Consider the following 14,821-nt stretch of genomic DNA (forward strand, 5'->3'; position numbering starts at 1 on the left):
CCAAGTCAAGAATAAGCCTTGTCATATACCTGCGTAGTTTTCCCATTTGAGGAACTGTCCGACACACTGACGGGGGTCGGTCGAGAACGTAGCTCCAATGGACGTTTCGGTCATCCTCTGCACCTATGCCCTCGATACGTACGATGACTTCTGTGAGGCCGCAACGAGCGTCCTCGAGCAGACGTACGATGGAATCGAGCTCGTGATCGTGGTCGACGGCGTCGAGGCCGTCTACGACCGCGTTCGCGAGGACTTCGGTGGTCGTGACGATATCGTTATTCACTGTAACGACGAGAACCGCGGACTGCTTGCGAGCCGAAACCACGGCGTCGAACTCGCGAGTGGCGATATAGTCGCGTTTCTTGATGACGACGCTGTCGCCGACAAGGCGTGGATCGAGTCGCTCGTTGAGGCGTACGACGAAGAGAACGCGATCGCGGTCGGCGGGAAGATGACGCCGCGCTGGGTCGCCGGAAAACCGGCGTTTCTCCCCGAAGAGTTCTACTGGCTGATCGGCGTTACCCATCGCGGCTTCGCCGACGGTGCGAGCGAAGTTCGAAACACGTTCGGTTCGAACATCTCCTTTCGTCGCGACGTGTTCCTGAACCTCGACGGCTTCGATACGGATATCGGCGGCCGGAAAGGTGACAAAAACCTGCAGGGAGGGGAGACGGAATTGTGCGCGCGGATGCAACAAGAGTACGGTCGCGGTGTCCGGTACGTTCCCGACGCGACGGTCGAGCACAAGGTCTTCGAGTATCGAATTGATCCGACATGGCTCCTCGAGCGGGCCTTCTGGCAGGGGTACTCGAAACGAGCGATGGAGACGCTCGTTCCGAACTCGAGCGACGAAGAGAGCGCGTTCCTCGGCAAACTCCTCTTCGATTTCGTCCCCGACCGAGTGCATCGCCTCGCGACCGACCCGAGTATCGAACGGGCGACCAGGCTACTCGCACTGTTCGTCTTCACCGCGGTCGTCGGGTTCGGATATCTGTACGGTATCACGCAGTACCGATGACTGTCATGACCGCCACACCAGCAGTACTCTGGCTCACTCCCGACAAACCCGCCGATATCAGCGTCGGCCGACAGCGTATCGCCGATCACCTCTCGAGCGACGGGATCGCAGTGACGCTCCGCGGCACCACACCGAAGACGGTACTCGGATCGCTTCGGGAAGCCAACCGCTACGACGTGATCGTCGGAACCACGCGGGCGGGTGCCATCGCTGGGACAGTAATAAAACTCGCGACCGGGACGCCGCTGGTCGTCGATCACGTCGATCCCATCCGTCAGTTCGAGGAGAACAGTTCGCGCTGGCTCGCGGCGATCGTCCGCCGACTCGAGAACGCGGCGTTTCGCATTGCAGACCACGCGCTGTACGTCTACGACGAAGAGAAAACCCGAATCGAGCGGTTCGGATCCGCGACGAAGACGGAGCTCGGCGTCGAGTACGACCGATTTGCGAACCCGCCGATGGAGACGGTCTCACGGGCGAGATCGGCGCTTGACGTTCCTGATACGGAGAACGTCGCGATATACGTCGGTGGACTCGAATCGATCTACCAGATCCGAGAACTGCTCGCTGCAGCGACGGTCCTCGAGGATTGGACACTCGTCGTTCTCGGTGCGGGATCGCTCGGTAGTCTCGTCGAGCAAACAGCGGAAACACACGAAAACGTGATCTTCCCCGGGACTGTGGCACACGATCTCGTTCCGGGCTACCTTCGGGCCGCAGATGTCGGCATCTGCCTCGTCGACGACCCGCACACCCTGAAGGTGCTCGAGTACGGTGCCGCAGGGTTGCCGACCGTTCAAGTTCGCGGTCGTGCCGAGGCCCGATTCGATGGCCTCGTTGAGTTTTGTGAGCCGACACCTGACAGTATCGCTCGTGCTATAGAGCACGCCGCGGCGACCGATCCGACGCCGTTGCAGTCGTTCACTCGAGACTTCGATTGGTCGGAGATCGCTGAAACGTATAAACAAGTCATCAAAATCGTAAAATAACGGGAGAATGCAGTTACCGGCATGGACGATATCCTTCTCGTTACTGTCGACTCCCTCCGCGCAGATCACGTCGGCTGGCAGGGATACGAGCGGGAGACGACGCCGAATCTGGATGCTCTCGCGGATAACGGACACACCTGCACCAACGCGTTCGCGCACGCATGCAGTACTCGGCCGTCGTTTCCGTCGATTCTCACGTCGTCGTACGCACTCATGTACGGCGGGTACGAGCGGATCTCCGAGGAACGAACCCTTCTCTCGGAAGTGTTCAACAGCGCTGGCTATCGGACGGCCGGGTTTCACTCGAACCTCTATCTGAGCGCGGATTTCGGGTACGGTCGCGGATTCGACGAGTTCTACGATTCCAAGACGGATCCGTCGGCGACCGCACGAGTTCGCCAGTTCGTGAAAGACCAGTTGGACTCTGACGGACTGCTCTACCAGACGCTCGCACAAGCATTCGAGACCGCAGAACGGACCGCCGGTGCGAACGTGGGATCAGCGTACGTGAGCGCGGACGAGATAACTGACCACGCGCTCGAGTGGGCGGAATCGGTCGCGAACGACGGCCCGCGATTTCTCTGGGTCCACTACATGGACGTACACCATCCGTATGTCCCGCCAGAGCGTCACCAGCGGGCGTTCCGCGATGAGCCGATCAGCGATCGACGAGCGATAAAGCTCCGACGCAAGATGATCGAATCCCCCGACGAGGTCACTCAGGGAGAACTCGACGACATTATCGACCTCTACGACGCGGAAATCCGCTTTACTGACGAACAGATCGGGCGGTTGGTCGAAACGGTTCGAGAATCGTGGGACGGTGCTACCACGCTCGTCACGGCCGACCACGGCGAGGAGTTCCTCGATCACGGCCAGTTCAGCCATTATGCGACCTTCTATGACGAGGTGCTCCACGTTCCTCTGTTGTACGACGATGAAACCGGATCCGGTGGCAGCCACGACGAACTCGTCGGCCTGCTCGATATCGCGCCGACGCTCGTCGAGCGCGCGGGACTCGAGCCGCCGTCGAACTTCTGCGGGGAGAATTTACGCTCTCTGTTCGACGGTGACGGGTGGTCCCGGGAACACCTCATCGGCGATTGGGCCAACACGAATACGGGCGAGCGTCGCTTCTCCTACCGCGACCACGAGTGGAAGTACATTCGGACCGGCGATGGCGAGGAACTCTATGACCTGACGACCGATCCCGAGGAACGGGAGAGCATCGTCGACACCGAACCAGAGATCCTCGAGCACGCACGGGACGTGATAGACGATCACGAACGGGCTATCGAGGAAACAGCGACCGATCTCGGTGAGGTGGAGATGGAAGAGGCGGTCAAAGACCGATTACGCGACCTCGGCTACAAAGAGTAAAATGAGCGATCGAACGCCGCTGGTGAGTGTTATCGTCCCGACGTACAATAGACCCGAACGGTTGGTGCGGTCCCTCGAGAGCGTCGCCGACCAGACCTACGAGCACCTCGAGGTCATCGTCGTCGACGACGGATCGGAGACACCTGCCACGGACGTCGTCGCGCCAGTTCGCGAGGAACTCCCGTACGAAGTCACCGTCATCAGACACGACGACAATCGCGGCGCGAACGCAGCCCGTAATACGGGTATCCGTGAAGCATCGGGCGAATTCCTCGCGTTTCTCGACGACGATGACGAGTGGTGTCCGTCGAAGGTAACCCGGCAGGTAGATGCCTTTCAGCGGGCGTCTACTGATCTCGGACTGGTATACACCGCGCTTCGACTTGTCGATGACGACGGAACGGTCCTCCGAACAACCGACGCGTCGGTCGCCGGTGACGTGACGCGACAGCTCCTGTGTCGGAACGCTATCGGCTCGTTCTCCTGCGTGATGGTTCGGTCCGCAGCGGCCGCCGACGCCGGCCCCCTCGACGAGGCGTTTCCGAGCTGGCAGGATCTGGACTGGTACATCCGTATTTCGGAGGACTGGACCGTCCAACCGATTTCCGACCCGCTCGTCACGAACTACGCGGGAACGCACGACCGAATCACCGACGACCTCGAGTCGCTTATCGAGGAGACCTATCCTCGATTCCTCTGGAAACACCGCCCTCGAGCGGCGGCGTACGGTGGACTGTTCGAACGCAAAATGCTCGCCTGGGCCGCGTTCCGGATCGGCGCATGGTACGCGCTCCCGGCCGGTCAGTACGCGACGGCGCGCCAGTTCCTCCTGCGCGCGATCACACTGTATCCCTTCGATCCGCGGTTCTTCCTCTACGCCGCGATCGCCGTCGGTGGCGACCCAGCAAGAATCGCCTTCGATCGAGCGAAACGGTTGCTCTCTTCCATGCAAGGTTGACTTAGAGCACGTTGCACCACTTTCCGGCTCGAGTTCATCCTTCGACGGTTCACACCGCACATTAAATATATATCACAGGTCAAGTTCTCGTCAAATTAGTTAAACCGCCTGCAGTCATAAATACGGTAAATGCGACAGACAGAAACAGCTTTTACGAGCTGGAAGTGTCTCATGCTCGAGTACACGACGTCGCTCAGATTTCACGCCAAGTATGTCGCTGCATCACTTCCAAGAGGCGTGACAGAGAGCAACTCGCTTGGGATCTCAGAGGGATATTTATGACTGAGAATGAAGGAGATACATCTGGTGGCTACGCTTCCAGTAACGGAGGTTGTGTGAAAAACCAGGAAGGGGCGGCTAAGAGACGTAGTTCCCCCTATCCAACTGACGATCCGATATTAGCCCGTATCGGGAGAACACCGCTCATCGAGTACCCCGAACCGACGAACGGTGCGGATATCCTTCTCAAACTGGAGTCCGACAACCCGACCGGTTCAATGAAGGATCGTATCGCCCTTGGCATCATTCGCGAGTTAGAAGACGACGGAGAACTGGCAGATGTTGATATTATTGTCGAAGCCTCGTCAGGGAATACTGCCGGTGCCGTGTCGTTAGTTACGAATCGGTTGGGCTACGATAGCGTACTGACAACCCCTGCTGGAACGAGTTCGCAGAAAATCGGCTATGTTCGATCGTTCGGCAGTGAAATCGTTGAGTGTCCGAACGTCGATTCCGACCACGAACAGCACTATCGGAAGACGGCAAAACGCATCGCAGAAGAACGGGACGGTATTTGGTTAGACCAGTATTCGAATCAGCTAAACCCGACAGTTCACTCCAAGTGGACCGGTCCAGAACTGTGGGATCAGACGGGAGGTGATCTGACACACATTGTCTGTCCGATGGGGACCGGCGGTACGCTATCCGGTATAGGAAAATACGTAACAGAGCAGGATTCGGACGTACGCATTATCGGCGTTGACGCCGAGCAATCGAATATTTCCGCTTCATTTTACGGAACCGATTCTGGGACGTATGATACTGATGTCGAGGGACTCGGGAAGGGTCACGAGCTACCGACTATGTGGTTCGAGTACGTGGACGAGGTGCAGAGTGTCAGTGACGAACGAGCATTCGTTCAGGCTCGACGTGCTGCCGCTGATTGCGGGATACTCGTCGGTGGGTCGTCCGGAGCGGCATTAGCTGTCGCTCGTGATATTACAACCGAGCAGCCGAATGCGTGCATCGCGGTGATCGGCTGCGATGGAGGAGAGCAGTACTTTGACACGATATTCGACGACACGTGGATGCAGGAGCACGGCTATTCAACGGAGTATCGGTGAACAGAAAGTCGAGTTCGGATACCGGCGCAGTTCGATCCCTCTCGCTCGAATAGTCGGTATTCTTTTCTCTCCGTTCAAGTAACGATGTGAACATGGTCGGCCTCTGTGGGATACTGGGTGATCCTCAACACAATATCGACGCAGTCAGTCACACCATCGAATGGTCCGAGGACGAGAACGGGGCCATTTTCCGAGACGATACCGCCCAGATATTCCACTCGGTCCATCGTGAATCCGACGCACATCAACCAGAACCGACTGGCGGAGAGCAGTTGCTGTGGATCTGGGGAGATGTCATCGGGTTCGAGGATTCGACGGGCTACACGCCGCGGGGTAACCAAGAGACATCGGATGCGACGTATTGTGCATCCTTGCTAGAGTCGCACGGGCCGTCGTTCATCGAGGGTCTGAACAGCGAATTTGCGGGAGTGATTCTCGACCAAGATCGAACGAAGGCAACACTGTTCACAGACCGACTCGGTGCGCGACCGATCTACGTCACCGATGAACTCGACGACTCTGTCCTCTTTTCGACCCACCTAAATAGTATCCTGGCACATCCTGCTTTCGAGCCGTCAGTCGACGACGAACTCCTGTCGGAATTTCTCAAACTCGAGCGAACGTTCGGCATCTATACGCCGTTTGAGGGCGTACATCAACTCCATCCGGGCTCGACGCTTACAGTCGATCTCGAGGACGGATCGACCTCGCTCGAGCGGTACTGGGTGCCGCAGTATCGACCCACGGATCGACCGTACAATGAGCTCGTTCAGGAATTCTCCTCGATCATCCAACGGAGCGTAGAAGAGCGGAGCGATCCGTCGGCGGACGAAGGCCTCTTCGTCAGCGGCGGGAGCGACTCGAGACTGCTCCTGTCCCTGTTGGCCGACGACGTCACGGGATATCATCTGAACGATTCGATAAACACTGAGGCCGAAATTGCACGGGAAGCATGTGAAACGGCGGGCGTCGATTTCAGATTCCTGCAGCGAGAACCGGACTATCTAACGGATGTGCTCGAGCGGGTCGCGGACTTTCAGCTCTTCCAGTCGTTCTTCGACCAGGCGCACTTTGCGGGGTTCGAAGACGAACTCACCAACGAGGTCGACGCCGTGTTTTCCGGCCACACAGCGGACACGATACTGGAGGGGTTTTATTTACCGACGCGAGAGGTCCCCGTCCCTCACCTGGGATGGACAATTCCGTTACCGATTCTCGAACCCGTCGAGAGCGTTGGCTCGTACGCCGAGTACATCGTCAACGATTATCAGTATAATCGAGGGCCGTCGACGAATACGCAACCGGAGTACGTGACGCTCGACAAATCTCCCGAGGCGGTGTTACGTGAGTACATGACCGAATCGGATGATGGCGTCGTTCACCACGGCGTGAAATATCCGTCGATCGATGCGTTAGCGCACGCTGGTGGATTTTATCCGATAACCAATAATAAGGCGTACTTCACGTATTACACGGCGAATCAGATGTTGCCAACGCACTATCCGTTTCTGGACAATCGGGTGATCGACTTCTCGCTATCCGTTCCGCACCGGCACCACGCCCGACGCAGTATCGTCAACCGCACCCTCACAAACCGGAATCGTCCCCTTGCAGAGATTCCGAAAGCGGGGATCGGACTTCCGTTAACGTACCCGCGAACGGTGTACAGCGTCGCAGAGCTGTGGCGGAGCTTCAAGAATAATATCGTTCCCGGTTCCGGATCTGGCGGCGGCTCGTGGAGCGACAACGCCGCGGTACTCAGGGAGACAGATATAGCCGAGTCGTACCTGTTGAACGGTGAGTGTTCCGAACAGTATCCGGCTATTATCGACAGGGAGAAGATCGAAACGCTGTATCAACGCCACCTCGAAGGGGAGAATAACTACTTCGACCTATATGCGTTGCTCTCACTCTGTAACTCGTATCCCGTGAAAAACGATCGCATGACATTTCAGTAATCGCGACTATTGATGACACTATCTCGTCTAGTCACTCGATTCGACCATCAGTCGTCAGTAGGCTGGCACGCTCGAGGAGAACGCATCGAACTCACGTTCGATAACGTTTTTTCACGAGCGTCCATTGGTGAGATAGACGATCACGACGATAGATGATAGTATGAAGCTAGGTCAAATCTCGTTCATTAATTTCGCGTCCCAGATCGCATCCTCGGTATTCGGTTTCATCGCGACGATTTATCTCGCTCGCACGCTGGGTGCGGGCGTGTTGGGGACGTATTTTCTCGTCGTCGCGATCGTGATCTGGGCGAAAGTCGTCATGTTCGGCGGCGTCCAGTCGGCACTCACGAAACGTCTGAGCGAGGGCGAGGAACCCGGAGCATACCTTGCTGCCGGGACAGGACTTTTTCTCGGCCTCTATGCGGTCCTTCTCGTCGGGCTGTTTCTCGGGCGCGATCTCGTCAACGCCTACATCGGGCGAGCCGTAGCGCTTCCGATCGCCGTCGTGCTCCTCGCGACAGTACTGTTCATGTTCGTCTCGGGAGCGCTGCAAGGGCAGCATCGAGTTCATATCTCCGGCGCGCTCCAACCCGTGGACACGTTCTCGCGGAGCGCACTGCAGATCACCGCCGTTTTGCTCGGCTTCGGACTGATCGGTCTCCTGACCAGCTACGCGCTCGCGAGCGTGATCGCGGGGGTCGTCGGTGCGGTGTTCGTCACTTGGAAGTGGGACCGCCCCGCGCGCCGCCACGTTTGGAGCCTGTTCGACTACGCCCGATACTCGTGGCTCGGGAGATTGAGTTCGCGTACGTTCTCGTCGATGGACACGCTCGTACTCGGCGTGTTCGTCGCTCCCGATCTCATTGGGGTCTACGAAATTTCATGGAATCTCGCGTCGCTGCTCGCGATTTTCAGCCTCGCGATCCAGCAGACGCTATTTCCCGAAATCAGTAGCGTTGCGAACGACGACCGCGACCGAGTCGTCAGCTTGCTCGACGACGCGTTCGCGTACGCCGGTCTGTTTCTCATTCCCGGCTTGATCGGGAGCGTCCTCATCGGCGATTTCGTCCTCCGGATCTACGGCTCCGAGTTCAGCGTCGGACACACCGTGCTCGTGATACTCGTCGCGTCGCGGCTCGCCTATGCGTACGGCGAACAGTTCCTGAACGCGCTCAACGGTCTCGACAGGCCCGATCTCGCGTTCCGTATAAACGCGGTCTTTTTCGTAACGAACATCTCGCTCAACTTCGCGCTCGTGTCCGTGTACGGCTGGGTCGGTGCTGCGGTCGCGACGGCGGTTTCCGCGCTGGTAACGGTCGCGATCGGATACCGGGTGCTCACTCGCTTCATCACCGTCTCGTTCCCGATCCGAGAAGTCTCGATACAGGTCCTCGCTGCGGGCCCGATGGCTGTCATGGTCGGGAGCGGACGGCTGTTTCTCGAGCCGAGCGAAGTGACGGCTGTGATTCTGGTTGCTGTCGGGGCGGTCACGTACTTTGCATCGCTGTTCCTCCTTTCCGGGCGCTTCCGGACGACGGTGGTTCGCAACTTGCCGATAGAGTACGGCGGCTCGTAGTTCGCTCGAAACGAACGTGTCTGACCCCTAACCGGCGTCCGCCGTATGTGGTCCCTACTAGACGGGAGGACACCAGGTCAGGATGAATGGACTCCCTGACACCCCGGTCATTCATTAGCGGACGGGCGAATAGACGAGGATATGCAAGCCGTCGTTCTCGCCGCGGGTGAAGGAACTCGTCTCCGTCCCCTCACCGAAGAGAAACCGAAGGTGCTCGTCGAGGTCGACGGGACGCCGCTCATCGAAGACGTCTTCGATAACCTGATCGAAATCGGTGCGACGGAGTTCATCGTCGTCGTCGGCTATCGCAAGGAGAAGATCATCGAACGGTACGACGACGAGTATCGGAACGTTCCGATTATGTACGCACACCAACGCGAGCAACTCGGGCTCGCCCACGCGATCCTGCAGGCGGAGCCCCACATTGACGACGACTTTATGCTCATGCTCGGGGACAACATCTTTCGCGCCAATCTCGGCGACGTCGTCAACCGGCAGCGCGAGGACCGTGCGGACGCAGCGTTCCTCGTCGAAGAAGTCCCGTACGAGGAAGCCTCGAGGTACGGCGTTCTCGACACGAATGAGTACGGTGAGATCGTCGAGGTAATGGAGAAACCCGACGACCCACCGTCGAACCTCGTGATGACCGGATTTTACACGTTCACGCCCGCGATATTCCACGCGTGTCACCTCGTCCAGCCGAGCGACCGTGGTGAGTACGAACTGCCGGACGCAATCGATCTACTCATCCAGTCCGGGCGGACTATCGACGCGATCCGCATGGACGGCTGGCGCGTCGACGTTGGCTACCCGGAGGACCGCGATAGGGCCGAAGATCGGCTGGTCGCAGAAACGGAATCGGATCGAGACTAACTGACACGGATCGCTGCAAACGACGAAACGCGATCCCGGACGGCGAGACGGCGCGTCGCGTCGCTCAGATCGAGGGCCGCGTTTCGAGGCTCTCGTACTCCCAGATCAAGTCGAAGTACCGTTTCATCCCGGCGACGAACGACCCGTTCTCCGTAATTGCGGCCTGCCGCCGGTGGTTGGGAACGTCGGTCTCCTCGACCAGAAAAATCGCCTTGCCCGAATCGTAGTCCATACTCGGATCGATGAAGGTACCGCGCCAGGGCAGCACCGTTTCGCTAAACCGGTAGTCGACGGACGGATAGTCGGTCGCGATCCGGTCGACGATGTCCGCCTGCACTGCCGCCTTCTCGGCCGGGAGATTCCGCGGGTCGAGAAACAGGACCGAAATATCGATCCCCCGCTCGAGTGCGTCCGAGACGGCTGGCTCGACGTCGTCGAAGTACGCGAAACTGTTCGTGATGACGGAGACCGTCTCCGACGCGTTTTGATAGAGCGCTCTGGTCTCAGTCTCGCTCGGGCCGCCGACGTCGACGACCGAAAACAGCTCCGACATCGGCGTCACCTCCTCGTCCGCCTGCTCGTATAGCGGACCGAACTCCTCCAGGAACTCGTCCTGTAACTCCTCGACCTCGTTGCAGTAGTCCTCGTACTGTTGTCGTCGGTTCTCCTTCGCCCGCTCGAGGATCTCCTCGGGGGATTTCGGCTGGTACTGCTTCGGTCGGCCGGGAATTACCTTGATGAATCCGTAATCGGCCAACGAATCGAGGACGCCGTAGACCCGCGCTTTGGGGATGCCGGTCGCTTCGGAGACGTTCGGCGCGGTCGTCCGGCCGGCGCTCAGGAGGTGGGCGAGCGCCGTCGCCTCGTACTCCTTCAGGTCCAATTGCTGAAGTAGGTCCGTCGAACCGGTTCGGGTACCCATCGCCCGCAGATTGGCAGCGGAACACCGTAAACCCAAGTGGTCGCAGCGCCCGCAGCGTCTGGCGCTCGGCATCTCAGCGCTCGTACCGTCTGCGTGCGTGGGGAGCGCTCTCCGACGGGTACGGCGGATCTACGCGTTCCGTCGTAGCAGTTCGCGAACCGACTCCGCAACCGTGTGACGCGCCTCCCATCCGAGTACCTCGTTCGCTTTCGAGGTGTCGACCGCGAAGTCTTCAACCAGCGTCTCGGCGCTTCGGGGGTTCTCGACGAGTTCGACGTCGATAGAGACGCCGAGTTCGTCGCGGGCGAGTTCCTGAACCGTCTCCGCGACCGACATCACGGACGGATCTTCGGTACCCGCGATCTCGTACGTCTCGGTGCCCGTTTCGCCGTCGGCCAGTTGCTCGAGCAGTCGTTCCGTGCTCCGAACGTAGGATCTGGCTACGTCTTTGACGTGAACGAAGTTTCTGGACTGGGTTCCGGGTTCGTAGACCGTCAGCGCCTCGCCGGACGTCGCTCGATCGACGAAGAAGTTGATCACGGTCGGCTTGGAGACGACCGTTTCGCCGACGACGTGGTCGCCGTAGAGGTTCGACTTCAGTAACAGGTGGGCGGGAAACGAGCCGTCGGCGAACGATTCGATCGCCCGTTCGCCGAGGAGCTTCGTCCGGCCGTACCAGTTGAACGGGTCCCGGGGGAGGTCCGCGGTGATCGGGAACGTCTCGGGATCGCCGAGGACGGCCATACTGAACGGGAACGTGAGCGCCGCTCCGTTCTTCCGACAGAACCAGGCGACGTTGTTCGTCCCCGTGACGTTGACCTCGTAGGCCAGCTCGGCATTTTCGTCGCAGTCGTCGACCCCGCTGATCGCCGCCAGGTGCAGCACGACGTCCGCTCCCTCGAGGCAGTCCTCGAGCCGTTGCCTGTTTCGGATGTCGACGTGGGCGATGTCCGTCTCGCCGACCGACTCGACCTGTCCGCGGTACTGGTTGTCGAGTGCGATCAGGTCCCACTCGGGATGTTCCGTCTGGAGTCGGTGGACGACGCGACTGCCGATATACCCGGCAGCGCCGGTGATTGCGATCGTCGGTGCGTCGCGAGCGGTCTCCGATCCGGTCACGCTTCGAGCACCTCCGTTCGAGTTCGCTGCAATCGATCCGCGAGTTGGCGGACGCCGCGCCGGAGCGTCCACTCGGGTTCGAATCCCGTCTCGCCCAGCCGATCGAAGTTCACGTGGTACGACGGGCCGGGATGTTCGTCTTCGAGGTACGTGATCTCGAGTTCGCGGTCGAGTTCGTCGCGGACGATTTCGGCGATTTCGGCGATTCGATAGTTCTCGTCGTTCGACCCCACGTTGTAGACCGTTTGCGGCCACGACTCGGGCACGAGCGCGGCGTCTGCGTACGCCCGTGCCGCATCCTCGACGTGGATGAACGGCCGCCAGTTGTTGCCGTCGCCGTACACCGTCAGCGGGCGGTCGGTCAGGCCGCGGAAGACGAAGTGATTCACGACCAGATTGAACCGGACGCCCGGCGCCCAGCCGTAATTCGTACTCATGCGCAGCGCGGTTCCGTCGAAGTCGTAGTCGTCCATCGCGTCGGTGAGCAGCCCTTCGGACTCGACCTTCGATTCCGCGTACGGGTTGAGCGGGTCCGGTTCGGTCTCCTCGTCGATATTCGTACTGGCCGCCCGGCCGTAGTTGTTACACGACGACGCGAACACGACGGAATCGACGTCGAGCTTACCGGCGGCGGTAAGCACGTTCTCCGTCCCGCCGCGGTTGATCGCGAACGTCTCGTCGCGGCGGTCGTGCGTCGACCCCGCACCGGTGATCGCCGCCAGGTGGATCACGCTGTCGACGCCGCGCATCGCGCTCTCGACGTCGCCGTACTCGCGAACGTCGCCGCGGCGGAATCGCAGCGTTTCGTCGAGACACCCGCGGAGGTTCGCGGGAGAGCCGGACGCGAGCGAATCGAGGACGACGATCTCGTCGACTCGCTCGTCCTCGAGCAACAGCGGAACGAGTTCGCTCCCGATGTACCCGCAGCCGCCCGTCACGAGGATGCGCATGTCACTCATCCTCTGGAGTCGCAGAGGAGTGGGCCGCTTCGGACGAATCGTCGTCGTCGAATTCGACGACCGTGTCGTCGTTTTCGTCGTCGACCAACACGCCGGGAAGGAACCGATCTTCGTGCGCTTCGACCGTCTCTCGATAGTCGACCAGCGTGCCGAGAACTTCCCTGACTCCCTCCTCGAACGTGGTCGACTGCCCGCCGATCAGGTCGGCGTACCGGTCGTTCTCGATCTCCATCTTGTGCGTTTCGTCCTCTTCACGGGGGTTCTCGAAGTGTTTGACGTCGACGTCGAGATCGAACTCGTCGGCGACGTCGGCGATCGTTTCCGCGATTTCGACGATACTGATCGATCGCGTCACCTGATTGTAGACGGTGTGATCGTCGGGCCTCGTCTCGGGATCGGCGAGGGCCAGCTGCGCCAGTCCTTCGACCGCGTCCTCGAGCGCGACGAATGGTTTGCGCTGCTCGCCTCGCCCGTAGACGGTCATCGGGTAGCCGGCGACGGCCTGCGCGCAGAAGCGGTGAGCGACGACGCCGAAGTAGTAATCGAAGTCGAAGCGGGTCGCCAGACGCGGATCTGCGGCCGTCTCCTCGGTTTCGGTCCCGTACGCGATTGCCGTCCGAACGTCCGAAATCGGAATGCCGAACTGTTTGTGTGCGAGCCGCATGTTGGCCGCGTCGTGGGACTTCGTCAGGTGGTACCAGCTCCCGGCCATTGCGGGGAACGGGACCTCGTCGCGCTCGCCCTGATTCTCCATCGTCGCTCCGCCTTCGGGGATCGGGAACTCCGGCGCGCCGTAGACGCCGGTCGTCGTCGTCTCGATGAAGTGGGTGTCGGTCAGGTCGTGTTCCTCGAGCCCCCACAGCAGGTTGCGCGTCGCCTGGAGGTTGTTGTGCTGGGTGTAGTTCGCTCGCTCCCCGTTGATCTGGGAATAGGGCGCTGACGGCTGTGCGGCGGTGTGGATGATCGTCTCCGGTTCGTGGATCGACAGCAGACGGTCGACGGTCTCCTTGTCTGTCAGGTCACCCTCGACGAACGAGAGGTTGGTGAGGCCGTGAACTTCTTCGGCGGCGGCGATTCGCTCGTCAATATCGGTGACCGGAACGGCGCTAGTCGAGCCGACCGACTCGACCCATTCACGCCTGGCAAAATTATCGACGAGGAGGACTCGGTCGTTCGTCTGCGTTGCGATTCGCAGCGCCGTTGGCCAGCCGATGTAGCCGTCCGCTCCCGTTACGAATACGGTCATGGTTACTCAGATACTGAGTAAGTAGAGATAAAAGTTTTGTCGTTGATAATTGGTTATTTTTCATTTCGAATGCAAAGGGAGGAAACAATCCGAGTTTTCACCCGAGATTTGACGCGCCGAAACACCCCAGACGGCCAGAGTTCCATTTGTGAGTCCGTAGAAAATGACGATGAAACGGATGCTCGACAGCTATTTGATACAATTCGGACCGTTCAGCGGCAGAAAGGAGAGAGTTACGCCAATTACAGTCCCGTAACGACTGCTTTTGCACGGCACTCGCTGATCGACCCACCGGAATAGCCGAAGAACTTAATTAGCTGGTTGGAGTTACTCAGAAAGTGAGTCCCCTATGAACACCGAGAGAGACGTGCCGGACGACGAGGAAGACCGGGATCGAGACCACCTTTCGGCCGTCGACGACGGATGCGGCTGTACCGAGATCTGGGAACACCTCGCCGATCAACGATCGGACGAGTAACT

General features: G+C 59.5%; 13 protein-coding genes. 9 read left to right on the top strand and 4 right to left on the bottom strand.

Going from position 1 to position 14,821, the window contains the following annotated elements; all coding sequences use genetic code 11:
- Window positions 1-97: 97 nt before the first annotated feature.
- The 8 genes from aglG to aglF all read left to right on the top strand — a co-directional run bounded on the left by aglG (window position 98) and on the right by aglF (window position 10,095).
- On the top strand, window positions 98-1,018 hold the full coding sequence (aglG, locus tag HYG81_RS24185) for a glucosyl-dolichyl phosphate glucuronosyltransferase (RefSeq protein ID WP_180842221.1): 921 nt from the start codon (window positions 98-100) through the stop codon (window positions 1,016-1,018).
- A complete protein-coding gene (locus HYG81_RS24190; RefSeq protein WP_180842222.1) occupies window positions 1,015-2,007 on the top strand; it encodes a glycosyltransferase in 993 nt (330 codons plus the stop codon). The genes aglG and HYG81_RS24190 overlap by 4 nt, the downstream gene beginning before the upstream one ends.
- Window positions 2,008-2,028: 21 nt before the next feature.
- Window positions 2,029-3,387: a sulfatase family protein gene (locus tag HYG81_RS24195; RefSeq protein ID WP_180842223.1), complete on the top strand. Its 1,359-nt coding sequence runs from the start codon at window positions 2,029-2,031 to the stop codon at window positions 3,385-3,387.
- A 1-nt stretch (window position 3,388) separates the two neighbouring features.
- Window positions 3,389-4,345 (top strand): glycosyltransferase family 2 protein, encoded by a 957-nt coding sequence (locus HYG81_RS24200; RefSeq protein WP_180842224.1) that lies wholly within the window; start codon window positions 3,389-3,391, stop codon window positions 4,343-4,345.
- A 278-nt stretch (window positions 4,346-4,623) separates the two neighbouring features.
- Window positions 4,624-5,688, top strand: a complete 1,065-nt coding sequence (locus HYG81_RS24205; RefSeq protein ID WP_180842225.1) for a PLP-dependent cysteine synthase family protein — start codon at window positions 4,624-4,626, stop codon at window positions 5,686-5,688.
- Window positions 5,689-5,780: 92 nt separating this feature from the next.
- Entirely contained in the window at window positions 5,781-7,646 is a 1,866-nt protein-coding gene (locus HYG81_RS24210) for an asparagine synthase-related protein (RefSeq protein ID WP_226376036.1), read from the top strand.
- A 160-nt stretch (window positions 7,647-7,806) separates the two neighbouring features.
- On the top strand, window positions 7,807-9,222 hold the full coding sequence (locus HYG81_RS24215; protein ID WP_180842227.1) for an oligosaccharide flippase family protein: 1,416 nt from the start codon (window positions 7,807-7,809) through the stop codon (window positions 9,220-9,222).
- A 141-nt stretch (window positions 9,223-9,363) separates the two neighbouring features.
- Complete coding sequence (gene aglF / locus HYG81_RS24220) at window positions 9,364-10,095, top strand: UTP--glucose-1-phosphate uridylyltransferase AglF (RefSeq protein ID WP_180842228.1); 732 nt, start codon at window positions 9,364-9,366, stop codon at window positions 10,093-10,095.
- Between the two features lie 64 nt (window positions 10,096-10,159).
- Here the strand turns inward: aglF and HYG81_RS24225 are convergent, their stop codons facing one another.
- The 4 genes from HYG81_RS24225 to HYG81_RS24240 form a co-directional block, all read right to left on the bottom strand.
- Window positions 10,160-11,017 (bottom strand): TrmB family transcriptional regulator, encoded by an 858-nt coding sequence (locus tag HYG81_RS24225; protein ID WP_180842229.1) that lies wholly within the window; start codon window positions 11,015-11,017, stop codon window positions 10,160-10,162.
- Between the two features lie 129 nt (window positions 11,018-11,146).
- Window positions 11,147-12,136, bottom strand: a complete 990-nt coding sequence (locus tag HYG81_RS24230) for an NAD-dependent epimerase/dehydratase family protein (RefSeq protein ID WP_180842230.1) — start codon at window positions 12,134-12,136, stop codon at window positions 11,147-11,149.
- Window positions 12,133-13,086 carry an NAD-dependent epimerase/dehydratase family protein gene (locus HYG81_RS24235; protein ID WP_180842974.1) on the bottom strand — a complete coding sequence of 318 codons (954 nt, stop codon included), beginning with the start codon at window positions 13,084-13,086 and terminating at the stop codon, window positions 12,133-12,135. Before HYG81_RS24235 ends, HYG81_RS24230 begins: the two co-directional genes overlap by 4 nt.
- 1 nt (window position 13,087) lies before the next feature.
- Window positions 13,088-14,341 carry an NAD-dependent epimerase/dehydratase family protein gene (locus tag HYG81_RS24240; RefSeq protein WP_180842231.1) on the bottom strand — a complete coding sequence of 418 codons (1,254 nt, stop codon included), beginning with the start codon at window positions 14,339-14,341 and terminating at the stop codon, window positions 13,088-13,090.
- A 349-nt stretch (window positions 14,342-14,690) separates the two neighbouring features.
- Here HYG81_RS24240 and HYG81_RS45365 point away from each other — a divergent pair, with 349 nt between their 5' ends.
- The gene (locus HYG81_RS45365) at window positions 14,691-14,819 is read left to right on the top strand and encodes a hypothetical protein (RefSeq protein ID WP_255647674.1); all 129 of its coding nucleotides are present in this window, start codon (window positions 14,691-14,693) and stop codon (window positions 14,817-14,819) included.
- The last annotated feature ends 2 nt before the right edge of the window (window positions 14,820-14,821 follow it).

The sequence above is a fragment of the Natrinema zhouii genome, assembly GCF_013456555.2.
GTDB classification, from domain to species: Archaea; Halobacteriota; Halobacteria; order Halobacteriales; family Natrialbaceae; genus Natrinema; species Natrinema zhouii.